The following is a 23,144-nucleotide window of genomic DNA, read 5'->3' as shown; positions in this document are numbered from 1 at the left end:
CGGATGAGGACAACGCAGCCATGGCCAGCGAACGTCAAATCGGCTCTACCAGCGCGCTGGCCCGCTCGCTGCTCGACCTCTGCCGGTCGCGCAAGCTGATGATCGCGACCGCCGAGTCCTGCACCGGCGGCCTGGTCGCCGCGGCCCTGACCGACATCCCCGGCTCCTCCGACGTCATCGACCGCGGCTTCGTCACCTATTCGAACGAGGCCAAGCGCGCCATGCTCGGCGTCGAGGCTTCGACGCTGCAGACCTTCGGCGCCGTCTCCAAGGAGACCGCGATCCAGATGGCCGTCGGCGCCCTGGAGCGCGCCGACGTCGACCTCGCCGTCGCCATCACCGGCATCGCCGGCCCCGGCGGCGCCACCCCCGGCAAGCCGGTCGGCCTGGTCCATTTCGCCGTCGCCGCCCGCGACGGCCGCATCACCCACCGCGAACACCGCTTCGGCGCCATCGGCCGCAGCACCGTGCGCACGCGCTCGGTGCTGGAAGCCCTGCGCCTGCTGATGGAGCTGGCGCGGCCACAGGTCGCTGCCAAGCCGAAACGCGCGGCGGCGACGCGACTACGTCCGCGCGTGGCCCGCACGCCGCGGCTGCATCCGGTCAAGCGGCCGAGGCGGCCCCGGACGTAGTTGGAAGTGACGCGCGCGGCTCTCGCCGCATCGTCATCGCGGGCGCAGCGACGCGATCCAGTTCTACCGACCTGCATCGTCGAGCTGGTGCTCCTGACGGATCGATCGCGAACCGAACCGCGGCTGGAATTGCGCTTCATCGGCGCGGTCGAGGTCAGGATCGGACACCTGGACCGCATGGACGGTTTCCGTCTGGACGTCAGGGACATCGGTCATTGGCAGCAGGAGAGAATACGCTTCGAGGTGGTCGATGACGAATCGCAGTTGCTATCTCTGCAATGTGCCGATTTTGAATTCCTCCTGATCGGTTACGCTGAAGGCACGATCAATTGAGCATCGAAAGTGCGCCTCGCAATGATGATAAACGGAGAGTTGCCGCACGATCTCGAAAGCGTGATTTAACAATGTTGTCATGAATCAAGCTTGGGCTGGCGTTGAACCGTCAAGGACATCGCGACGACGGACGCGAAGCGCTCCTGACAGCATGACAAGCTCGCTAGACCATCGCGCACCGCGAACTTGATCGACGCACCCCTCGCGAGAGCGCGCCGAGCTACATGTCAGGAGGAGATCATATTGCTAGACCGCACATTCGCTGCCCTCTCGTTCGTCCTCCTGCTCCTGACCTCCTCCGCCCAAGCCGCTGGCTTGCAGCTCTTGGAGGTCGATCACGGATTCCACGGCATCATCTGGACGCCTTGCGCCGCAGACGCCGGTAGCGTGCCGGTTGGAAGCCTCGCGATCCCAGGGCTGGAGACACTGCCCGGGGTAAAGAATTGTCCAATCAACGGCACGAAGCTGCCATTGGTCGTCATGTCCCACGGTCGCGGCGGCTGGATCGGTGGAAACCACGATGTTGCGGAAGCGCTGGCGGACGCGGGATTCATCGTCGCGGCGATCAACCATCCCGGCGACAGTGTCGGTGACCTGGCGCAGCGCGACAGCCTGTCGGTCTGGCTCTCACGGCCGCAGGACATCATGCATCTGATCGATTTCATGTTGAACGATTGGACAAGCAGAGCCGCGATTGATCCGGACCGGATCGGCTTCTTCGGCTTTTCGCGCGGTGGCTACACCGGAACCGTTCTCGCCGGCGTCGACCCGGACTTTCAAAGGGTGGCGCACTACTGCACGCAACAGAACCCGTTCTGCGAGCAGGTCCGCAATGGCGAGTTTCCCAGAAGTTGGCCGCACGACGAGAGGATCAAGGCGGCCGTGCTGGCCGACGCCGCCCACACGGTCGGATTCACGCGAGCAAATCTCGCGAGCATCAAGATTCCCCTCCAGGTCTGGCGCTCGGAGCTCGGCGGCAACGGGGTCGATCCGGAAGGGACCGCCCGCGTAACCGCGAGCCTTCCCGGCACGCCCGAGGTCCACACCGTGTCCGCCGCGCATTTTGCTTTCCTCGCGCCGTGCTCCGCGGAGCTCGCGGCCGCCGTCCCGCGCATCTGTGCTGATACGCCTGCGGATTTCGACCGCGCGGCGTTTCACCGAGAGTTTGACGCCCAGGTCGTCAGGTTCTTCTCCGAGAAGCTGGGCAAGTAGGATCCGTGGCAGAACCTGCGTTCCGCCGCGTCGCTCTCAAGCGCGCCAGAACGGGCGCCGGCACAGCCGCCGCGCCTCGTCGCGTGTCAGGCCGTAGTCCTGCAGCACCTCGTCGGCGATCCGCGGCAACTCCCGGGCAAAGCGGCGGCGCTCGCGCCAGCGCTCCCACCAGAGCCGCAACAATGACGCGGGCTTGAGGTCGGCGAAGCTTTGATGGGGAGCCGGTGGCGCCAAGTAGTAGATCTTGGCGCCCGGCCTGGGCGAGATGGGATGGCGCGACAAGGGATCACGACCGAGCGCGCAGAGCCCCGGCGATCGCGAGGCGCCGCGGAGCATACGCTCCTCGATGGCGATGACCCTCGGATCGTCGGTCGTGCTCGGCATGGCGGGCTCCCCTTCAAATGAAGAACCTGCCGGCAACAAAAAAGCCGCCAGGTCCCTGGCGGCTGTTCGGATCAAATGCTGCAAATCGTCAGATTGAGCGCGATCCTCCCGCCGCCAGCGAGCTACGGTGCGTGATGCGACCAAAACGATGGGTGGCGGCGGTGATCATGGCCGGCTCTATAGCCGATCCATCTGAGGTTGTCATCCATCGAATGGATGCGAGGCCGAGCGGCCTCCCCCAAATTTGCTCAGGACGGAAAAGCACCGACGGTCCGCGCAAGTTGCCGCGCCAACGGTCCAGGCAGAGCCTCATCGAAAATCCGGCTCAGCGTGCGGTAATACCAGATCGTGCCATCCCTTCCACCGGTGAAGCGTTGCCACACGACGTCGCCGACCTCATCAAGGTCGCTCGCGATCGCTTCCGCGTTGTCAACCTTGTCGGCGAGCGAGACCAGCAGCGATGACACCGGCTTGAGCGGCAGCCGGGCGAGATAGGCTTCCTTCCGCGGGCGCCATTCGGGCTTCGGATCGACCCAGGAATCCGTGCAGTCCGCGACGATCCCGGCGACGCCATCGCCAAAACGCCGGCGGATCTCATCCAGCGTGGCCTGCCCGCCCTGGTCCTCGGCGGCGTCATGCAACAGGCCCGCGATGGCCTGCACCTCGCTGCCGCCCGCCGACAGCACGCGGCTGGAGACGCTCAGCAGATGCGCGATGTAGGGTACGTTGCTGCCCTTTCTCAATTGGGTCCGGTGCAGCCTTGTCGCATAGACGAGCGCTTCGTCGTAGAGATGAGAGAGTGACATTGCATGCTTTCTTCTCTGGCTGACGCAGGGTCAGACCGATGGTTCGTCGTTGGTCATTATCGGCATCGTTTCAATCATTGGGCACCACGTCGAGCATCATCCTAGCCGACCCGTCGGGCAAATCAGCTGGCGTGCGGAATAGCGGAGAGCCCGTTTCCGGTGCCTTGCTGCGATCGAAGCGCATCGCGAGGGCGTGCGCCAAGACACTGATTTCCTCAATCCGTTCAATGTCCGACTCACTGTCCAGTCCTACCGACGAAAATATTGTCGTTTCTATTTTTCAGAATTCATGTTTCTCTCCCCTCATCCCGCCTCGACACGAGGGGCGTATCGCGATCGTCACGACACGCGAGGTGGGAAGGCGATGGCCGCCGAGGGCCGCAGCGCGTCTTGGACGTGCGGACGAACGGCTCTTGGCGGACGTGAAGTCGCAGCGTCCTGACACCCCGAAGCTGGTGTCACGCCGGTGGAGATGATGATCCGCCGGTCACGGGGGCAAGACAGCCGGTCCCCGGGGAGACTGCGTATAAGCGTGAAGACCGTCGCGCGGGGAATGCCGGGATGTCTCGGCTGCACCTGTGGTACCTGCCGCCTGCATTTTTTTTCGCAGGCGGGCCATGGGGGCGGCGAGCTCCCGGCATTCCCTGCGCCCTCGTGATCTGAGAGGGCCGATCGAGATGCACAGCCCGGGCGTGATGGCGCCGCGGAGGATGCGGCTGCCTGTCCGCTCGATGCGTCCCCCATCATCCAGATCGCCCACGATTATCGTACGCGCCGCCCTGGCCTAAAGGTTTTGGTTAATTTTGTCCTGCTACGTCTCGCGCATTCTTCTCTGACAGTGGATTCGGGACCCCATGGCTTTCTTTTCCGGCAAGTCGGCTGATCGCACGCATAACCTCCTGATGACGGAGCTGTTCGAACGCCATCGCGACGCCATCCTGGTGATGTCCGACGGCAAGATCATCGCCTGCAACGAGACCGCGGTCCGCTTCGGCGGCTTCCGCAGCAAGCAGGACCTGCTGTCGCGTTCGCCGGCGACCATGGCGCCGGAGTTCCAGCCCAGCGGCAAGCGTTCCGCCGATGTCGTGAAGGAGATGGACGCGAAGGCGAGGCGCGAGGGCCACGCGACGTTCGAGTGGACCACCAAGCGCGCCGACGGCAGCCCGGCGCTGGTGCAGATCACGCTGGTGCCGACCCAGGTCGAGGGCCAGACCTATGTCATCAGCTTCCGCCGCGACCTCTCCGACCTCATCGCCGCGCGCGAGGAGAAGAAGCGCGCGCTCGACCGGATCGCCAAGGATTTCGAGACCAGCGTCGGTGCCATTGCCAACGCCATCTCCGGCGCCTCGCGCGAGGTCGAGACCACGGCGGCCTCGCTGACCACGACCGCGGATCAGGCCGCGCAGCGCGTGGCGCTGGTGGCGTCGGCGTCGAACTCCGCCTCCTCCAACGTGCAGTCGGTGGCCGGCGCCACCGAGGAGCTCTCGACCTCGGTCAGCGAGATCAACCGCCAGGTCGCGACGTCCTCGACCATCGCCGCCGAGGCGGTCGAGGCGTCCTCGCGCACCAACGACCTCGTCAACAGCCTGGCGGACGCTGCGGCCAAGATCGGCGCCGTCACCGACATGATCAACGCGATCGCGAGCCAGACCAACCTGCTGGCGCTGAACGCCACCATCGAGGCCGCCCGCGCCGGCGATGCCGGCCGCGGCTTCGCCGTCGTCGCCTCGGAGGTGAAGAGCCTGTCGAGCCAGACCGCCAAGGCGACCGACGAGATCAGCGCGCACATCAGCGCGATGCAGCGCGCCACCAGCGATACGGTGGCTGCGATCCAGGGCATCGGCGGCACCATCGGCCAGATCAGCGAGATCGCCAAGACCATTGCGACCGCGGTCGACCAGCAGGGCCACGCGACGCAGGAGATCGCCCGCTCGGTCAGCCAGGCCGCCAGCGGCACCCGCGAGGTCGCCACCAACATCGGCTCGGTCAGCCAGACGGTGGAATCGGCCGGCGGCGCAGCGCGGCAGATGCTGGGTGCAGCTGGCCAGCTCGCCAAGCACGCCGACGAGCTGCGCGGCAAGGTGAAGGACTTTTTGACCGCCGTGCAGGCGGCGTAGGTTTCGGTCGCGGCTCGACGTGTCCGCGATCAGAACGGCTCCGCGGCGATGTCGCGGAGCAGCTGTTTGAAGCGTGGATAGGATTTTGAAGCCAAGTTGCGCTGGCCACGGCTTCGTGGGTGCAACTTGCTGTGAGTTGGCAGGCCGCCAGCCTCACCCTCCGCTGTCATCCCGGGCAAGCCGCAGCGGCGCAACGCGCCGCGGAGGCGCCGACCCGGGATCCATACGCCGCAGCAGATGTGGTGAGACGAGCTCGGAGTTACCTGCCTGCCGCCACAAGCAGTCCTGTGGTTATGGATCCCCGCTTTCGCGGGGATGACGACGGAGGGTGAGGCGCCCTCTATCGTCTACCACTGGAAGACATGGAGAAAGACTTACGTCGACGACACCGCTGGCTTGCGGCCGTAGATCGCATCGGCGCGCTTTTCGAACGCCGCCGACATGCGCGCGAAGATGGTGTCGAACATCGAGCCCATCAGCATCGCCATCATACGGCTCTTGAACTCATAGGCGATGAAGAACGTCACCTCGCAGGCGCCCTGCTCGCGCGGCTCGAAGCTCCAGCGGTTTTCCAGGCTGGAGAACGGCCCGCTGACATACTCGACCAGGATGTTGCGCTTGGCCCGATCCAGCGTAACCCGGCTGGTGAAGGTCTCCTTCACGAGCTTGAACGACACCGTCATGTCGGCGACGACGACCTCGATGCCGTCAGGCTTCTGGCTGCGCTGGCGCACCACCAGCTTCTCGCACAGCGGCACGAACTCCGGATAGCGCTCGACATCGGCGACGAGGTCGAACATCTGCTCGGCCGTGTGCGGCACGCGCCGCTTGTTGGAAAATCTCGGCATCTCGTCTCGATCAGCGCGCCATGGCTTCGCGCGCGGCCTTCAGCTTGGCGAAATCCTCGCCGGCGTGGTGCGAGGAGCGCGTGAGCGGGCTCGCCGACACCATCAGGAAACCCTTGGTGTAGGCGACGGTCTCATAGCCGGAGAACTCCTCCGGCGTGACGAAGCGCATCACGGCGTGGTGCTTCCTCGTCGGCTGCAGATACTGCCCGATGGTGAGGAAATCGACCTCGGCCGAGCGGAGGTCGTCCATCACCTGCAGCACCTCGTGGCGCTCCTCGCCGAGGCCAACCATGATGCCGGACTTGGTGAAGATGGTGGGGTCGATCTCCTTGACCCGCTGCAGCAGCCGGATCGAGTGGAAGTAGCGCGCGCCGGGCCGAACCGAGAGGTAGCGCGATGGCACGGTCTCGAGATTGTGGTTGAAGACGTCGGGCTTGGCGGCGACGACCTGCTCCAGCGCGCCGTCCTTGCGCAGGAAGTCGGGCGTCAGCACCTCGATCGTGGTGGTCGGACATTTCGCGCGGATGGCGCGGATGGTCGCGGCGATATGGCCGGCTCCGCCGTCGGCGAGATCGTCGCGGTCGACCGAGGTGACGACGACATGGGCGAGGCCGAGCTTGAAGGTCGCCTCCGCGACGTGCTCCGGCTCGCCGGCGTCGAGCGCCTCGGGCAGGCCGGTCTTGACGTTGCAGAAGGCGCAGGCCCGCGTGCAGGTGTCGCCCATGATCATGAAGGTGGCGTGCTTCTTGTCCCAGCACTCGCCGATATTCGGGCAGCCGGCCTCCTCGCATACGGTGACGAGGCCGTTCTCGCGCACGATGTTGCGGGTGTCGGCGTAGCCGCGGGTGGTCGGCGCCTTGACGCGGATCCAGGCAGGCTTCGCCGGCGAGATCGAGTCCGGCCGGTTCGCCTTCTCGGGGTGGCGGGGGCGCAGCGGCGTGTTCGCGTTGATGTCGACGATGGTGACCATGGGATTCGCACAAACCTCTGTTGCGCCCTAGCTATTCCGTGCCGCGGCGCGCCGCAACCGGCTGGCCGAGGATACCAGGGCATGGCAGATATGGGCAGCGCGGAACAGCGCTCAGCACGGCGGATTTCCTTGAGAATGGCGCAAAAACCGGCAAAAGCCCCCGGGGTTTCACGGCCCCGGCGCAATGCTGCGGCCAAGCGGCTGACGCGGGCGTTCTTCGCCCGCGAGGTGCTCGCGGTGGCGCCGGAGCTGATCGGGGCGACCTTTCTGGTCGACGGCGTCGGCGGGACCATCGTCGAGGTCGAGGCCTATCACCACACCGACCCCGCGGCGCATTCGTTCCGGGGCCCGACACCGCGCAACCAGGTGATGTTCGGCCCGCCCGGTTTCGCCTACGTCTACCGCTCCTACGGCATTCACTGGTGCATGAACTTCGTCTGCGAGGTGGAGGGCTCGGCGAGCGCGGTCCTGATCCGGGCGATCGAGCCGACCTTCGGGATCGACGAGATGCGGCGGCGGCGCGGGCTGGAGGATGTCAAGGCACTATGCTCGGGGCCGGGCAAGCTGACCGAGGCGATGGGGATCACGATCGCCCATAATGGCCTGGCGCTGGATGCTCTACCGATCGAGCTGTTCGCCCGACCTGAGGATGTAGAGATCGTCACCGGCGTCCGCATCGGCATCACCAAGGCGGTCGAGCTGCCGTGGCGGTTCGGGCTCAAGGGCTCTAGGTTCGTGAGCAAGCGGTTTCCGCGCTAAGCCGCCGGCCGTCGTTCCGGGATGGTCCGAAGGACCAGACCCGGAATCTCGAGATTCCAGGTTCGATGCTTCGCATCGCCCCGGAATGACGAAGGAGAGAGGACTACGTCACGCGCCCTGAAGCCGCGACAACGCCTCCTGGAACTTGGCCTTGCGCGCCAATGCCGCCTCGCGCTTTTCCTTCTCCTCCTCGACCAGTTCCTCGGGCGCGTTGGCGACGAACTTCTCGTTGCCGAGCTTCTTGTCGACGCGCTCGATATCGGCCTCGGCCTTGGCGATTTCCTTTCCAAGGCGGGTGCGCTCGGCGGCGAGATCGACGACGCCCTTGAGCGGCAGCGCGGCGACCTCGCCGCGCACGACGAGCTGGGCGGAGCCTTCGGGCGCCGTATCGGCGAAGGAGATGTCGGAGAGACGCGCAAGGCGCTTGATGACCTCGCTCCAGCGCGGTGCGCGCTCCCTCGTCTCGGCGGAGGCAGCGACGAGCGCGAGCGGCATCAGAGTCGCCGGCGGGATGTTCATCTCGGCGCGGACCGAGCGGATCGCGGTAACGAGATCGACCACCCAGCCGATCTCGGCCTCGGCGGCCTCGTCCTTGAAGCTGGCGGCGTCGAACGACACCAGCATCGGCGGCACCAGGGGATCGCCGAAGCTGGCGGCCGACAGCGCGGCGATCTCGGCGACCGTCGGCCTGTCGGTGCGGTGCGGCCAGGGCGACAGGGTCAGCAGACTGTCGCGCTTGGCGGTCGACTCCCACAGCGCCTCGGTGATGAAGGGCATGAAGGGATGCAGGAGCTTGAGGATCTCGTCGCGCGCCCAGGCGACCATGGCACGGGTCTCGGCTTTGGCCGGGCCGTCCTCGCCGAGCAACGTCGGCTTGGAGAGCTCGACATACCAGTCGCAATAGACATCCCAGACGAAGCGGTAGATCGCATTGGCCGCGTCGTTGAAGCGATACGCCTCCAGCGCCTCGGTGACCTCGCGCGTCGCGGCGGCGGCCTCGTGGGCGATCCAGCGGTTCAGCGTCTCCTTCGCAGCGGCCGGATCGAAGCCGTCCGGCACGGTGCAGCCGTTCATCTCGGCGAAGCGGCTGGCGTTCCAGAGCTTGTTGGCGAACTTGCGGTAGCCGTCGACGCGCTGGGTCGACAGCTTGATGTCGCGGCCCTGCGCCGCCATCGCGGCCAGCGTGAAGCGCAGCGCGTCGGCGCCGTGCTCGTCGATCAGCGCGAGCGGATCGATGACGTTGCCTTTCGACTTCGACATCTTGGCGCCCTTCTCGTCGCGGACGAGCGCATGGATGTAGACGGTCGAGAACGGCACCTCCTTCATGAAGTGGATGCCCATCATCATCATGCGGGCGACCCAGAAGAAGATGATGTCGAAGCCGGTGACCAGCACGTTGGTCGGGTAGTAGCGCTTCACCTCCGGCGTGGCGTCGGGCCAGCCGAGCGTCGAGAACGGCCACAGCGCCGAGGAGAACCAGGTGTCGAGCACGTCCTCGTCACGTGTGATGAAGCCGTCGCGCTTGTTGCGGTCGAGCGCCATCTCCCGCCCCTGCTCGGCCGTGATGACCTCCTGCTCGACGTAGTAGCCGAGTGCGTTGGACACCGCCTCTTCCTCGGTCTCGGCGACAAACACCTTGCCGTCGGGCCCGTACCAGGCCGGGATCTGGTGGCCCCACCACAGCTGGCGCGAAATGCACCAGGGCTGGATGTTCTCCATCCAGTCGAAATAGGTCTTCTCCCAGTTGCGCGGCACGAACGTCGTCGCGCCCGACCTGACGGCTGCGATCGCCGGCTGCGCCAGGGTCTTTGCGTCGACGTACCACTGGTCCGTGAGGTACGGCTCGATGACGACACCGGAGCGGTCGCCATGCGGCACCATGTGCGTGTTCGGCTCGACGCGCTCGAGGAAGCCGAAGGACTCCAGCCGCTCCAGGATCTTCTTGCGCGCAGCAAAACGCTCGATGCCGTGGAACTCCCTGGCAAACTCCTCGGAGCCCTCAGGCAAGCCGCGCAGATAGTCCTCGTTGTCGACCAGCGCGATGCAGCCTTCGCGATCGAGAATGCTGATCTGCGGCAGGCCGTGGCGGCGGCCGACCTCGAAATCGTTGAAGTCGTGCGCCGGCGTGATCTTGACTGCGCCGGTGCCCTTCTCAGGATCGGAATAGGTATCGGCGACGATCGGGATCTCACGGCCGACCAGCGGCAGGATCACGCGCTTGCCGACGAGATGCTGATAGCGTTCGTCGTCCGGATGCACCGCGACCGCGCTGTCGCCGAGCATGGTCTCGGGACGCGTGGTGGCGACCACGATGAAGCTCGTGGGATCCTCGGGGCTGAACGTCGTGCCCTCGATCGGATAGCGCAGGTACCAGAGATTGCCCTTGACCTCGATCTGCTGCACCTCGAGGTCGGAGATCGCGGTCAGGAGCTTCGGGTCCCAGTTGACCAGCCGTTTGTCCTTGTAGATCAGGCCGGCGCGGTGCAGCTCGACGAACACCTTCACGACGGCCTTGGACAGGCCCTCGTCCATGGTGAAGCGCTCGCGGCCCCAGTCGCAGGAGGCGCCGAGGCGCTTGAGCTGGTTGATGATGGTGCCGCCGCTCTCGTCCTTCCACTGCCAGACGCGCGCAAGGAACTTTTCGCGGCCCATCTCGCGGCGGCCGGGCTGCTGGCGCTCCATCAGCTGACGCTCGACCACCATCTGGGTCGCGATGCCCGCATGGTCAGTGCCCGGCTGCCACAGCACGTCGCGGCCGCGCATGCGCTCGAAACGGCACAGGATGTCCTGCAGCGTGTTGTTGAGCGCGTGCCCCATGTGCAGCGAGCCGGTCACGTTCGGCGGCGGGATCACGATGGTGAAGGGATCCGCATTGCGCCGATCGGGGCGACCGGCGGAGAACGCGCGGGCATCCTCCCAGACCAGGGACATGCGACCTTCGAGATCGGTGGGCTGATAATTCTTATCGATCATGGCATTTCCAGCGGCGCGGGGCCGGCTGTCCAATTCGGGATGTCGCGGAACTCGTCCGGGCCTTTTGTGACACGACCTGAAAAAGCTCGCGCAAGCTGTTGGTGCTTGGGCTGTTTTCGGACTGATGTCCGACCGCGGACCGCGCTCCCGGAAGAGCCCTCTCGATCCGTCCGGCAGGGATCAGCTTGACAGGGCTAGAAAGCCGCCGCGGCGCGCCAAGTCAACAGCAGCGGCGAACATTGACGGATAGCGTCTACCGCCCGCCGCGGCTCACTCCAGAACGGAACACGAGATCGTGCCGTCCTGGCGTCAGCGGCCGCGCGAGACGCGCTCGATCTCGGCCTTGACGATGCGCTCCACCAGGGCCGGAAGATTGTCATCCAGCCACGATTTCAGCATCGGACGCAGCATCTCCTTGACGAGGTCCTCGAGCGTCCGGGCGTTGTTGCTCAGCACCGTATTGGCCAGCGCGTTGAACGCCGATTCGACGGCGTTCACCGTCGATGGGGCCAGGATCGGCTGCTTCGGTGTGACTTGCTCGAACGCGGACTCGAAGCTGGCAGCCTTCTGATTGAGCCGCCCGGCCTCGATGAACTCGATATCGTCCCGCGGATCCACCTTTCGGAAGGATGCCGCGGCGGGGGCTGGCGCTGGAGTCGGTGGGGCCACTGCCATGTCGTCGGTCAACTCGAGTACTTCAGGTTCGGGCTCGGGTTCTGCCGGCCGAACCTCTGCGACCGGAGTCGTTTCATCCAAACCCGCCAGCAATGCGTCAATGTCATCCTGGTTGTTGCTTGCGGACGCCGCCGGCGGCGCGGGAGGCGGAGGTGCGGGCTTGGCGGGAGCCGCAGCAGCGATCTTTGAAGGTGGGATGTCGTTCATTACCGGCTTCGCAGCCGGGGCCGCCGGCTTCTCGGCCTTGACCGGCTCCGGCGCGGCGGCCTTGTCTGCCGCCGGCGGCTTACCCTCGTCGTCGGCAATGATACGCCGGATCGACGCCAGAATCTCCTCCATGGAGGGTTCTTGGACCTTCGCAGGCTGCGTCATTTCCGACTCCAAATCAGCAACGCTGCCGCACGAACCGGCTCAGCGCAAAAGTCCCGGGCGCCGGATCCAAGTGGCTTGGAGTTCTCAACGGGCATGCCAACTTGTCTCCGGACAAGGCCTGATCGATGCAAAACAACAGAACGATACTGCCCATGTCGGAGTCTATTCTTGGAAGAACTTCCGACGCAGTCCGAATCGTTCGGCGGCCATTTTGAGGCTATGTCATGGCAACAAATGAATGCAAGCAACGCCCGCCGCGAACCCGGTGGAGCACGGAGGTCGCCTGTCAAGCGTCGCCCATTCGTCACAACCACAGCATGTGCCACAAAAAAATCCCCCGGCCAAGGACCGAGGGATCAGGGTCGGTATTAAGAATGTACTAATGACCATCCGGCGTCCGTACACCCGCCCAGTTATCCCGGACCTGCTGGTAGTGCACGCTGGGATCGTAGGTGGTCGTCGGCAGGTTCAGCACCTGCGGTGACAGCCGCCCCACGGTCTGAAGCACCGTATAGGATGCCACCACGCGGTCATGCTGGGCGTTCACCAGCGAATTCCGCGCGTTGACCAGCGCCTGCTGAGCGTTGAGGACATCCAGCGTGGTCCGCTGGCCCGCCTTGGCTTCCTCGCGCACGCCGTTCAAGGCGATCTCGGAGGCCGCCACCTGGGCCTGTGCCGACTGCACCTGTGCCTTGCCCGCGAGCAGCTTGCCCCAGGCAGATACCACGTCGGAGCGAGCCTGATCGCGGGTCTGCTCCAGGACCAGACGCTGCTGCGCCAGCGACTCCTTGGACTGCCGGATCAGCGCGTATTCCGCCCCTCCATTGTAGATCGGGACGTTCACCGAGGCGACAGCCGACGCGCTGAACCCACGATAGGATTGCAGGCTCGACTCATAGCCCTGCTGCGCCTGAGCCTGGACGTTTACGGTCGGCAGCAGAGCACCCTCGTTGATCCTGACCTGCAGATACTGGACGTCGATGCCGTACATCGCCGAGGTTACGTTCGGGTTTTCCGTCAGAGCCGTTTCGACCGACTGCTGGAGGGTCGCCGGCAAATAACGGTCGACAGGAGAGCCCGGCGCCAAGTTCTGGGGATCGTTGCCGATGATTCGGCGGAAGTTCGAGCGGGTCGCCGTTAGTTGGGCCTCTGCTGTGAGCTGCTGCGTGCGGCCGGCGGCGAGCTGAGCCTCGGATTGCGCGACGTCGGTGCGGGTGACCTCGCCGACGTTGAACCGATCGCGGGTCTGCTTGAGCGTCTGCTCCAGCACCCGCGTGTTGCTGCGCTGGACCTCGACGATCGCCGCATCGCGCAGATAGTCCATATAGATCGTGGCCGCCGCTAGCAGCACCTGCTGCTCAAGAATGCGGAGAGCCTCGCGTTGCGCCGAGACGTTCGCCTCGGCCTTGCGCACGCCGTTTGCCGTCTGCTGACCGTTATACAGATTCTGGTTGACCGTCAGGCCGACGCTTCGCGGCCTCTGCACGCCGTTCACGGCCGGCGTCGCGGGTGCCGCTTGCAAATCCGTATACTGAATGCCCGCCGTCGCATTCAGACTGACCTTCGGCCGATACCCCGAGAGTGCCTGCGGAACGCCTTCGTCGACCGCACGAGCCTGGGCCCGCGACGCGTTCAGTTGCGGGTTGTTCTGATAGGCACGCACCAGCGCAGCCTCGATCGTGTCGGCCAGCGCAGGCGTCGGGCCTGCACAAGCCATCACGAGGACCGCAGCCGCCGCTGCGGTGACGAGCTTCACCCCAAACATCCCTGTTCCATTCATTTGTTACCGGCTCGAACGCCAGAGCCGGGCCGTAACCTGTTGAAGAGACTCCCGCGCACCTCGCACCTTATTCCCCATGCAAGCGCAACGGAACCACCCAAGCCTGGAACCCGTATCGAAAACTGTCAACGTGCAGCATCCAGGCCACACTTCTGATTTAAAACAGAATTTTGCCCGCCCGCGGCCGCGAAGACGACGCACCAAACCGTGCTGCGCGACGGGCGGCCCGGGAGTTCAGGGGAGTCGCTAAGGACCTCGTCGGACGACTTAAAAAACGAACTCGGGGACCCGTTCGAGACCGGAAATGACCGGCGCCGCAGCATCGAACAGAACCCTGCTGCCGATATCACCATGCGATCGCGTAAAGATCATGGCGCGGGCGGGACGCGCGGTGGCGAAGACGCCGACCAGGCGGCCGCCCTCCTTCAATTGACGGCACAGACCGTCCACGGCGACCTCGGTCGCTCCATTGAGGAGAATCACGTCGAAGCGGCCGTCCGCCGGATCCCCCTCCGCGGCCGGCGCGACTCGAATCGTAACCGGGCAGCCATCGACGGCGGCAAGCAGCTGCTTGGCGCGACCTTCGATGGCAGAATCGACTTCGGTCGCCGTCACGCTGCCCGCCAGTCGGGCCGCCAGCGCGGCGAGATAGCCCGTCGCACATCCAACCACCAGCACGCTGTCGGTCGGCTTGATCTCGGCAGCCTGCAGCAGTTTTCCCGTCAGCATCGGCTTGATCAGATACCGCTTGGTCGAAGCGGTTTCGGAGACGTCGAGATCCAAGTCGAGATAGGCCAACGCCTGCCGATCTGCGGGAACGTAGGCTTCCCGCGGCACGGTCAACAACGCATCCAGCACGCGGTGATCGGTGACGTCGTTGGTCCGGACCTGACCATCGACCATTTTCTGGCGCGCCGTCGCGAATGAAGACATGAGCAGACCTGCAAGCAAAGCGGATGGACCGCGGACGATCTGCGCAATCTTTTGGTACAAGGCCCTGGAAAAGGCAACATGCGGGTTTCAACGGAGCCGCTGGGACGCCGCCTGTGAGTGCGCCGACCGCCGGCTACTCGATCACCACGGCCAGTCGCCCGAGCAACTGCACGATCTCGTCAATATGTTCGGAATCACCGCGCGTCATCATGTCGGCCAACCGCGTGAGACATTCGTCATCGCTGAGACGCTCGACCTGGTCGGGAATCAACGAGGGCGCGGAGACTGCTTCAGCGAATGGGACGACGGTGTTTGGCATCTACGACACTCCATGACCGCGGGCACTGGCCGGTTCCAGCAAACTATCGGGGCCGGTTTGCTCCCCTCCAAGTGAATTTCCTGTCATCGAACTGTGGGCGACCGCTGCCCAGCAAGTGTTCAAAATCAATCTAACCATCTGAAATTTCGGTATTTTATTCCTGAGCCCGCAATCGTCGCAAAGATGCGATTTCGTTCTATGCAAGGCGAAACGGCTTTGTTATACGCAGCCGCATTCGCGAACATTGCTTCGCCTGTTCCTCGGTAGCTCAGCGGTAGAGCATTCGACTGTTAATCGAATGGTCGCTGGTTCGAATCCAGCCCGGGGAGCCATTCTGGCCATGCCGAATGGTTCTATATATCCTCCCAATCCCTCTTTCTTGTGACGCGGGACATCCGCCGATTGGCCGCGAACGTGCGCCGATCTTCGCTGTCTTGCCTTGACCGCGCATGGAGCGTCGGGCAAGCGGGGCGCACCTCTTGCAAGTGACGACCAGCGATGCCGATTTCCGATCATCTGAGAGCCGTCCGCAGCAAGATCGGCCATGATCTTTTGGCGACCACAGCGGTTTCCATCTCCGTGTTCGACAACCAGGGCCGCATTCTGCTCGGGCGCGACGCGGAGACGGGCCTCTGGACGTTGCCCGGCGGCGCCATCGATCCGAATGAGCACCCGGCCGACGCGGCCACCCGCGAATGCTTCGAGGAGACCGGGCTCGTGGTCCGGCCGATTCGCCTGCTCGGGGTGTTCGGGGGCCCGGAGTTCCTCATCCGCTATCCCAACGGTGATCTGACCTACTACACGGTGATCGCCTTCGAGGCCGTCATCGAAGGCGGCGCGCTTGCGCCCGATGGCGAGGAGATCGCGAGCCTTCGATTCGTCGATCGTGGGGAATGGGACCAGCTCCCGGTGTCGCCATCGAGCCGGATCATCTCGCGGCAGGCGCTCCAGCACGACCCCACCCCTACTTCGCTGCCGCGAGCTGGCGGCCCGAAAGCTGAACCGGACTCGAGTCGTTGGATCCTGTCGCCGCAATTCTCATGCTGATGGCCGGTCTGCTTCACGCGAGCTGGCATGCCATCGTCAAGACCGGCAGCGGCCTCTCCCTCCTGGCTGGCATGGGTCTGGTAAGCAGCGCCTTGATCCTGCCCTTCCTGTTTCTCGTTCCCGTTCCGGCACTCGCGACCTGGCCGCTCATCGTGGCCTCGCTGGTCTTGCACGCGGGCTACAAGGCGAGCCTCGCAATGGCCTACCGTTCGGCCGAGCTTGGACGCGCCTACCCGATCGCGCGTGGCATCGTTCCGCTGTTCGCAACGCTATTTGCCTCGCTGGGTCTGCAGCAACTGCCACGGAGCGGGCAGTTGATCGGAATTGCCGTCATCGTCCTCGGCATCACCGGCCTGGCGCGCGACCGAATCCACGGTCCGATCGACCGCCGCGCGTTCTGGGCCGCCGTCTGCGCCGCCGCACTGGTCGCCGGCTATTCGGTCGTCGATGCGGCAGGCACCCGGCAGACCGACGGCTGGGCTTCGTTCACGGTCTGGATGATCGTGCTCGACAGTGTCGTGTTCTTTCTCGTCGCGATGATGCTGCGAGGACCTGCTCTGGTGGTGGAGATCCGAGACGCCTGGCTTCCGGTGCTGATCGCAGGCACCCTGGGGCTGACGTCATTCGTGGTATTTCTTTGGGCCTTGAGCCGCAATCCGATCGCGAATGTGGTCGCGTTTCGCGAATGCAGCGTCCTGTTTGCGACGCTGATCGGCGTGCTGTTCCTGAAGGAGCGTGCAACGCCGCGACGGCTCTGCTGCGCAGCGCTGATCGCAGTGGGGCTGGTCACGGTCGCCCTGCTCAAGCCGGACTGAGATTCTTCAAACAACCGGAGCCATCACCCCCGGAAATCATAGTTCCATCTTCATCGCATGATGCACAACAGAAGGCCGGCCTGCGGCCCGGACAGGGAAGTTCCGTAAAACCGCTGGTTGCAGAATCGCGATAACGAATTCAGTGTTAACTACTTTGCCATTTTCGAGCCTCAGCCTATTGTCCTTGTAGCGTGAGCGTCCTTCAGTCCTGCTGATACTGAGGTGGCCCATGCCTACTGTCCTCATTATTGACGATGATTGTGCCACGCGCGCTGCGCTGGAAACATTATTGAAGAAGAAGCGGTTCTGCGTGTTTCTCGCGCCGGACGGTCCGACCGGCATTCGATTGATCGGCAGCGTGTCCTTCGATGCCGTCGTGATCGACATGTTCATGCCGGGCATGGACGGCATCGCAACCATTCGCGAGCTCATCAAGCTCGATCCCACGGTCCCGTTCATCGCGATCTCCGGTTACGCGTTCACCGACAAGAAACTGGGTGCTCCAGACTTCCTCGGTATGGCAATCAAGCTCGGAGCGACGGCAGCATTGCAGAAGCCGTTCGACATCCTCGATCTGCTCGAAGCGGTCGATCGTGCGATCGAGGTGCGCCAACGACTTCTGAGCGAGGCGCGGCACGTCGCTCCTCATCCACGTCTGTCAGGAAGGGCTCATAATGAACATCCTGGTCGTTGATGACGAAGTCGGCGTTTGCTGTGTCATCCAGCACCTTCTGGTTCGCGAGGGCTACACGGTCACTGCCGTCACCGACGGTCGGCTGGCCATGGATGCCCTGTCCCGCGATGATTTCGCCGCGGCTCTGATCGATCTCAACTTGGCCGACATGGACGGCAACGACGTCATCCGGGCTGCACGGGCGGCCCGGCCCATGATGCCCATCGTGATGATGTCGGGCATGGTGCTGGAATCAGGACGCGGGACGCCTGATTTGCTCGGCCCCTCGCCCAGAGTGGTCGGCCTTCATCGTTTGGCGAAGCCGTTCAAGCCGAAAGACCTGTCGCAGCTGATGCGCGACATTCTGGCGCAGGACACCGAACCTCTCGCCGTCGCGGTTTGACCGCCAGCGATTCTGCCGCTTGCGTCGAGCCGGACGTTTGGAGCGGGTCGTCTCTTCGGCCTTTGCCAGCGAGGCAGCCTGCGACTCGGGGCAGGCGTTGTGGATCTCTTGCTCCCGGTCGGCTACGGGCCGGATCGTGATCGCTGCACGGCATCACCTGCCGCGCGGGCAGACGGGTCACGGACGACGCGAAGCCTTGGGATGTGAGCCCGTTCACATTGGAACAACGCGGACCGCGGTATCTTTTGGAACGAAGGCACCGCTAACCGATTGGGCCGTCGTGCCCGATCGTTAGAATTTGAACGATCCGCTCAATTTGAACAAAGTGGAATTTTGCCATCGTGGCTCGCAGTTTGTGCGAGGGCGAGATGAGCGAAGCCGAATACGAGTTGTTGATGGACGTTGTGAGAACCGCTATTGCGCCCGAGACCGAGACCGATTCCATGGCCCGCTTGTTCTCAATTCTGCATTTCCCCACGGCGGCCAACGACAACCAGGGCGCCTGGCCGCTGATCCCGTTTCCGGACGGCTGGTTCGCGGCCTGCTGACGCGCGATCTTCTGTCGTCATGCAAGCCAAGGGATCGGCACGCCGTTGCCGGAACGCCGCCGCGGTCTTCATTTTCTGCGATGGCGACGGCCGAGGCCGCCGCCCTTCAGATCACCGGCGCTACTTCTTGACTGCGAATACCCAGACGACGCCGCCTTGCGGGACGTTGTCCTCCAGACCGATGTTGCCTTTCGAGAGCGCATCCTGGATGCGCTGCGCATCGACGCCCCAGCCGGACTGCACGGCGATGTACTGCGTGCCATCCACCTCATAGGCGACGGGCATGCCCATGATGCCCGAGTTCGTCTTCTGCTCCCACAGCAGCTCGCCGGTCTTGGCATGGAACGCCCGGAACATCCGGTCGTTGGTGCCGCCGACCAGAACGAGATCGCCCGCCGTCGCGGTCACCGACCCGAACAGCTGGGATTTCGGGAAATTGTGCGACCACACCTTCTTGCCTGTCGCCGGATCCCCCGTCGTCAGCGGACCGAAAGCCGCGACCGGCACCGTCGATTGGCTGTTCGAGACCTACAAGGCGTCGAACGACTGGCGTGAGCGCGTATCCCCGCGCACCGCGCCGGACCATGAGCGCACCATCCATCTGCTGTGCGATATCCGCGGCAGGAGCGGCACCCGCATCGGCGACCGCCTGATCACGACGATCACGCCCGATGGCGCCGACAAGCTCTATGCCCGGATCCGCGACACGCCGGTCCGCGCCGGCAAGGCCGCACGCCCGCGCACGGCCGAGAAGGCGGTCGCGGTCGCGCGCCACGCCTGGAAGGTCGTGCACCGGCTGCACCCCGGCCTATTCCGCGACGGCGTCTGGAATCCCTGGGAAGGCGTCGCGATGACCCGTCGCCGCAAGGCGACGAAGCCGGCCGCGACCCGCGAGGAGGTCTACACCTTCGCCTGGGGTGCGCTGGACGCCGGACATCCCGATGCGGCGGCCGCCGCGGTGATCTGCTTCGAGTGGCTGCAGCGGCCGGAGAACGTTCTGGCGGGCTACGTGACCTGGAACGACTACCGAGGCCCGCGCGCGCCGACGCAGATCCGCATCGAGCACCACAAGACCGGCGAGATGGTCCTGCATCCGCTCGAGGAGACCACGGCCGACGGCCGCACGCTGTTCTACGAGGAGGCCGAGGCAGTGCTCGCAAAGGTGCCGCGCCTCGGCCTCGGCATCGTCATGCGCGACCGCCCGGCGCCGAGCGGCCCGCGCAAATGGGACAACATGAGCATGGCCCGCCTGGTGCGGGCGCTGCGCGAGCGGCTGGGCCTGCCCCCGACCTTTACGCTCGATGCCTGCCGGCACGGCGGCATGACCGAGCTCGAGGAGGCCGAGCTCACGGACGGCCAAGGCCGCGCGCTCTCGGCTCACAAGTCGAAGGCGTACGAGGGGTATGCGAAGCGGACAGAAAAGCGCGCGCTGGCGGCGACGCGAAAGCGGCATGCGCACCGCTCTTCGGATAACGCCAGAGCCTGAGGGACAGCTCGGTCTCGAGGAGGATTTCTAGTCAGCTTGCTGAAGAATCAATAGGGGTTGTCGGCAAGAGTAGACTGCCCAACCCCAAGAACTCTCTGCCCTCGGGGCTCACGTTGTCTAGAGCGCCAACTCCAAAAACGTCTTCGTAGATGCCCTCTAAAACTTTCCTGGCAGTGCAGCGAAGCTCGGTGTCAAGAACTGGAAAATCGGCCGTACCACGGTACGCAACTAGATATGATGTGATCCTTTGGGATAGTTCGACCGTTGCTTTTTGAAAATTGACCTTCTTCTTGCGAAGAGCATCGAAATTGAAGTCACTCTCTAATCGTTGCTGCAGCTTTGCGATAACCTTCCGCCCTACCTTCCGTACATAACCGCCATTCGAGCCAGAGTAAGCCAGCTCAAGTCCCAAAAAGTACACAGGCTGTTCAGCAGCGACGATTTGGGTCTTTGAGTTATCGTCGCCTAACTCGGGAATTGTTAGTCCCTGACGACCGAGCTGCGTCCTAACAAATTCGAAACCGGACCGAGCATCCCTTTTCGAATTGAAGAAGACTAACAAATCATCAGCATATCGAACCATCTCGATACGCTCCCTCCGGAATGCCGCATCGAACTCTGAAAGAACTAAGTTCGCAAGGATCGGCGACAGAGGCATGCCCTGACGTAATCCTCGGCCCCTAATTATGCCCTGCCTGAGGAGCTTTGAGTCTGTATTTCTGTTGGACGCGATTTCGCAATCTATGAATTGATGAATCAACGGAACTAGGCTGCTGCTTCTAAGTGATTTACTCACTCGCAGTTTCGCGTCTGATCGCGGAATGCGATCAAAAAACGCTTCTATATCGGTCTTTAAACACCAGGAATATCTGTGCCTCAGTTCTAGAGCTCTTTGTACAGCGTGTACCGTGCCCCGTCCTCTGATAAACCCAAACGAGAATTCGTTCTCGATAGGGAACTTCTCGGTGTTGACCAAGTAAGAAACGATGGCTTTTTGGACGACCCGATCGCGCACGGCCGGAATGCATATCAGTCGTTCCGTCGTGGAGTTCGGTTTTGGAATAAATACGGGACGCAGGCGACGAGGGCGGTAAGATCCGCTCCGAAGCTCAGACGACAACTCTGAGAGCTGTTCCTGTATTCGAGCTCCAAACCGCTCGGCGGTAACACCATCCACGCCGGGCCGACCGGGGTTGGAAGTAGCATCACGCGAAGCCTTCCAGGCGAACAACAGGTTCGATCTCGAAAGGATCTTCGCCGGCTTCGGGAAGATCGTCTGAACAGTTCTCCCAGGCGTAGGGTCGAGCAACGGGGTGCACCTAAGCCTGTTCGAACTGGCGCCTTCCGATGGTCACAGACCGATCTTCTGGCATCTGGAGCTTTGCGTCTGGCGCGCTCCCGCGCGTCGCGCTCGGCAACGTATGAATCGCCACCCGGACATCAACTCCTAGTCCGAAGGCGACGTTCGCGGCAAGCCCCGAAGCGAGAACAAACCACGAACACAGAGCGTTGGCGCCCCGTCCCCGGCCTCGCCGGCCTCCCTCATTAAGGTCCTTAGCCTGGCTCTGTCTCTTATGCACCGCAGGCATTGGCCCCTCCGTTGATTTGCGGCGCCTTCCGATGGTCACAGACCGATCTTCTGGCATCTGGAGCTTTGCGTCTGGCGCGCTCCCGCGCGTCGCGCTCGGCAACAAATCAGCGTCTTAGGAGGTCGTCGAACAAGAAACGGCTACCAACCCCGCGAAGCTAGGTGCGGTCCGCACGAAAAGCAACCTGGAGAGGCTACGGGAGCAGACTTATCCGGAACTTTGAGAAAGGGTCGGGAGGAACAGAACGGCATCAGTAGTTTCAGAACTGACGCGGGCCAAGAGTTTCAGAACAGGTGCACAGAACGAAACAGGGCGGTTGCCCAACCCGTTGATCTCCTGTATCGATCCACCGCGTTGGGGCCACGTGGCGGAGTGGTTACGCAGCGGTCTGCAAAACCGTTTACACCAGTTCAATTCTGGTCGTGGCCTCCACTCAATCAAAATCAAGCGGTTGGACTACCCACTGGGGCCGCGAACCGGCGCTAGATGGGCAGATCGTCGATGCCGCCGGGATAGCTGACCTGCGCGCGCGGCCAAGTCAGAATTGCCCCTCGTTCACCGGCCGAGACGCCCGTCCGATCCGAGCCGGATCTGCCGGCCAGCCGGGGCGCGTAATCCCGAAACTGCACCACATTGGACTTTTCTGCTTCCGGCATGGCTCTCATCCTCGTTCCATGCGGCAATGCAAGAAGCGTACCTCCGGTTCCTAAACCCGCCGTTTACGGTTGCGCCAATCCGGCTTGCGGGCCTTTGGGCGGGGCGTGAGCTCCGGCTGCGCTTTTTCCACCTCCCGATACCGCGCCAGCATGCGCTCGAAGCTCGCGTCGAGGGCCGTGGCGATCTCCGGCCGCCGTTCCAGCGCGGCCATCAGCATCCCCGCAGCCTCGATGGTCGACAGCCCGTCGCGGCGCGGTTCGCGCCGCAGCCGGCCGTAGCGCGACGGCTGCCGCGGCCCGAGGATCACGCGCTGGCATTTCAGCATCCACGGATTGCGCCACCACAGCGCTTTGGCCTGGCTCCAGGTGCCGTCGAGCAGGATCACGCCCTCGATCGACTTGAGGATGGCGCGCTGGTTGTCGGCGACCTCACCCTTGCGGGTCACCGCGACCACCTCGCTCTCGGGATCGAGCTCGGCCGCCTTCGCCGAGCCGAGATAGAGAATGGCCCAGCGCGCGGGATCGGCGACCGGCCGTCCCAGTGCCTTGGCGAGGCTTGGCCAGGATAGCCCGACCTTGACCACCGCGTTCTTGAAATGCAGGGCGGCGAGCCGCGCGGTGCCGAGCGCGCGATCCTGCTCCTGCGGATGCTGCAGGATCAGGAGCCTCAGCCGGCTCTCCAGCGGTGTGACGCTGTCGCAGATGCACAGCGGCAGCGGTTTCTGGCAACGCGGGCAATCGGGCGGCGCCTCGGTGGCGAGCGGCGGATGGTCGTGTGGTTCTGGCATGCGGCGGCTATACGCGCCCGCGGACA

General features: G+C 64.0%; 23 protein-coding genes, 2 tRNA genes and 1 pseudogene. 13 read left to right on the top strand and 13 right to left on the bottom strand.

Going from position 1 to position 23,144, the window contains the following annotated elements; translation table 11 throughout:
- Positions 1–20 precede the first annotated feature (20 nt).
- From QX094_RS26345 to QX094_RS26335, 3 genes are all read left to right on the top strand, one after another.
- Complete coding sequence (locus tag QX094_RS26345; protein WP_315711887.1) at positions 21–632, top strand: CinA family protein; 612 nt, start codon at positions 21–23, stop codon at positions 630–632.
- A complete protein-coding gene (locus QX094_RS26340; RefSeq protein ID WP_315827593.1) occupies positions 633–965 on the top strand; it encodes a hypothetical protein in 333 nt (110 codons plus the stop codon).
- 243 nt (positions 966–1,208) lie between these two features.
- On the top strand, positions 1,209–2,177 hold the full coding sequence (locus QX094_RS26335) for an alpha/beta hydrolase family protein (protein ID WP_316185072.1): 969 nt from the start codon (positions 1,209–1,211) through the stop codon (positions 2,175–2,177).
- Between the two features lie 36 nt (positions 2,178–2,213).
- On the opposite strand, the gene QX094_RS26330 is transcribed toward QX094_RS26335, so the two are convergent.
- A complete protein-coding gene (locus tag QX094_RS26330; protein WP_315827591.1) occupies positions 2,214–2,561 on the bottom strand; it encodes a DUF1127 domain-containing protein in 348 nt (115 codons plus the stop codon).
- A 248-nt stretch (positions 2,562–2,809) separates the two neighbouring features.
- On the bottom strand, positions 2,810–3,367 hold the full coding sequence (locus QX094_RS26325; protein ID WP_315751115.1) for an HD domain-containing protein: 558 nt from the start codon (positions 3,365–3,367) through the stop codon (positions 2,810–2,812).
- An 854-nt stretch (positions 3,368–4,221) separates the two neighbouring features.
- Between QX094_RS26325 and QX094_RS26320 the strand changes: the two genes are divergently transcribed.
- Positions 4,222–5,484: a methyl-accepting chemotaxis protein gene (locus tag QX094_RS26320; protein WP_315799938.1), complete on the top strand. Its 1,263-nt coding sequence runs from the start codon at positions 4,222–4,224 to the stop codon at positions 5,482–5,484.
- A 374-nt stretch (positions 5,485–5,858) separates the two neighbouring features.
- On the opposite strand, the gene QX094_RS26315 is transcribed toward QX094_RS26320, so the two are convergent.
- Entirely contained in the window at positions 5,859–6,332 is a 474-nt protein-coding gene (locus QX094_RS26315) for a type II toxin-antitoxin system RatA family toxin (RefSeq protein WP_316185074.1), read from the bottom strand.
- Positions 6,333–6,342: 10 nt separating this feature from the next.
- Complete coding sequence (gene lipA, locus QX094_RS26310) at positions 6,343–7,302, bottom strand: lipoyl synthase (RefSeq protein ID WP_315751113.1); 960 nt, start codon at positions 7,300–7,302, stop codon at positions 6,343–6,345.
- A 135-nt stretch (positions 7,303–7,437) separates the two neighbouring features.
- Between lipA and QX094_RS26305 the strand changes: the two genes are divergently transcribed.
- Positions 7,438–8,061, top strand: coding sequence for a DNA-3-methyladenine glycosylase (locus QX094_RS26305; protein WP_316185076.1), 624 nt, complete (start codon positions 7,438–7,440; stop codon positions 8,059–8,061).
- A gap of 108 nt (positions 8,062–8,169) precedes the next feature.
- Here QX094_RS26305 and QX094_RS26300 read toward each other — a convergent pair whose 3' ends face one another.
- The 5 genes from QX094_RS26300 to QX094_RS26280 all read right to left on the bottom strand — a co-directional run bounded on the left by QX094_RS26300 (position 8,170) and on the right by QX094_RS26280 (position 15,113).
- Complete coding sequence (locus QX094_RS26300) at positions 8,170–11,034, bottom strand: valine--tRNA ligase (protein WP_316185077.1); 2,865 nt, start codon at positions 11,032–11,034, stop codon at positions 8,170–8,172.
- Between the two features lie 309 nt (positions 11,035–11,343).
- Complete coding sequence (locus tag QX094_RS26295; RefSeq protein ID WP_316185078.1) at positions 11,344–12,081, bottom strand: DUF2497 domain-containing protein; 738 nt, start codon at positions 12,079–12,081, stop codon at positions 11,344–11,346.
- 379 nt (positions 12,082–12,460) lie between these two features.
- A complete protein-coding gene (locus tag QX094_RS26290; RefSeq protein WP_316168010.1) occupies positions 12,461–13,846 on the bottom strand; it encodes a TolC family outer membrane protein in 1,386 nt (461 codons plus the stop codon).
- A gap of 282 nt (positions 13,847–14,128) precedes the next feature.
- Positions 14,129–14,794, bottom strand: a complete 666-nt coding sequence (locus QX094_RS26285) for a protein-L-isoaspartate O-methyltransferase family protein (RefSeq protein WP_316168011.1) — start codon at positions 14,792–14,794, stop codon at positions 14,129–14,131.
- Between the two features lie 133 nt (positions 14,795–14,927).
- Entirely contained in the window at positions 14,928–15,113 is a 186-nt protein-coding gene (locus QX094_RS26280; protein ID WP_316168012.1) for a hypothetical protein, read from the bottom strand.
- A gap of 257 nt (positions 15,114–15,370) precedes the next feature.
- On the opposite strand from QX094_RS26280, the gene QX094_RS26275 reads away from it, so the two are divergent.
- From QX094_RS26275 to QX094_RS26250, 6 genes are all read left to right on the top strand, one after another.
- Positions 15,371–15,445: transfer RNA gene (locus tag QX094_RS26275), tRNA-Asn, on the top strand.
- A 247-nt stretch (positions 15,446–15,692) separates the two neighbouring features.
- Positions 15,693–16,160, top strand: a complete 468-nt coding sequence (locus QX094_RS26270; protein WP_316188343.1) for an NUDIX domain-containing protein — start codon at positions 15,693–15,695, stop codon at positions 16,158–16,160.
- On the top strand, positions 16,130–16,975 hold the full coding sequence (locus QX094_RS26265; protein ID WP_316168013.1) for an EamA family transporter: 846 nt from the start codon (positions 16,130–16,132) through the stop codon (positions 16,973–16,975). Before QX094_RS26270 ends, QX094_RS26265 begins: the two co-directional genes overlap by 31 nt.
- A 229-nt stretch (positions 16,976–17,204) precedes the next feature.
- Positions 17,205–17,669: a response regulator gene (locus tag QX094_RS26260; protein WP_316168014.1), complete on the top strand. Its 465-nt coding sequence runs from the start codon at positions 17,205–17,207 to the stop codon at positions 17,667–17,669.
- Positions 17,647–18,051 (top strand): response regulator, encoded by a 405-nt coding sequence (locus tag QX094_RS26255; RefSeq protein ID WP_316168020.1) that lies wholly within the window; start codon positions 17,647–17,649, stop codon positions 18,049–18,051. The genes QX094_RS26260 and QX094_RS26255 overlap by 23 nt, the downstream gene beginning before the upstream one ends.
- Positions 18,052–18,419: 368 nt before the next feature.
- Positions 18,420–18,599 carry a hypothetical protein gene (locus QX094_RS26250; RefSeq protein ID WP_315711867.1) on the top strand — a complete coding sequence of 60 codons (180 nt, stop codon included), beginning with the start codon at positions 18,420–18,422 and terminating at the stop codon, positions 18,597–18,599.
- A gap of 120 nt (positions 18,600–18,719) precedes the next feature.
- Here the strand turns inward: QX094_RS26250 and QX094_RS26245 are convergent.
- A pseudogene (locus tag QX094_RS26245) lies at positions 18,720–19,091 on the bottom strand (PQQ-binding-like beta-propeller repeat protein); the annotation flags it as partial.
- Between QX094_RS26245 and QX094_RS26240 the strand changes: the two are divergent.
- Positions 19,054–20,085: a hypothetical protein gene (locus QX094_RS26240; RefSeq protein WP_316175382.1), complete on the top strand. Its 1,032-nt coding sequence runs from the start codon at positions 19,054–19,056 to the stop codon at positions 20,083–20,085. The pseudogene QX094_RS26245 and the gene QX094_RS26240 sit on opposite strands and share 38 nt — an antisense overlap.
- Positions 20,086–20,116: 31 nt before the next feature.
- Here QX094_RS26240 and QX094_RS26235 read toward each other — a convergent pair whose 3' ends face one another.
- On the bottom strand, positions 20,117–21,262 hold the full coding sequence (locus tag QX094_RS26235; protein WP_316188442.1) for a reverse transcriptase domain-containing protein: 1,146 nt from the start codon (positions 21,260–21,262) through the stop codon (positions 20,117–20,119).
- Between the two features lie 770 nt (positions 21,263–22,032).
- Here QX094_RS26235 and QX094_RS26230 point away from each other — a divergent pair.
- Positions 22,033–22,106 (top strand) — tRNA-Cys (locus QX094_RS26230).
- A gap of 50 nt (positions 22,107–22,156) precedes the next feature.
- Here QX094_RS26230 and QX094_RS26225 read toward each other — a convergent pair.
- Both QX094_RS26225 and QX094_RS26220 read right to left on the bottom strand, forming a co-directional pair.
- Positions 22,157–22,330 carry a hypothetical protein gene (locus QX094_RS26225; protein WP_315711864.1) on the bottom strand — a complete coding sequence of 58 codons (174 nt, stop codon included), beginning with the start codon at positions 22,328–22,330 and terminating at the stop codon, positions 22,157–22,159.
- 50 nt (positions 22,331–22,380) lie between these two features.
- On the bottom strand, positions 22,381–23,118 hold the full coding sequence (locus QX094_RS26220; RefSeq protein ID WP_316186151.1) for a tRNA-uridine aminocarboxypropyltransferase: 738 nt from the start codon (positions 23,116–23,118) through the stop codon (positions 22,381–22,383).
- Between the last annotated feature and the right edge of the window lie 26 nt (positions 23,119–23,144).

Origin of the sequence: Bradyrhizobium sp. SZCCHNS1050 (genome assembly GCF_032484785.1) — a bacterium.
Taxonomy (GTDB): domain Bacteria; phylum Pseudomonadota; class Alphaproteobacteria; order Rhizobiales; family Xanthobacteraceae; genus Bradyrhizobium.
This window is presented reverse-complemented; position numbering and strand designations above follow the sequence as displayed.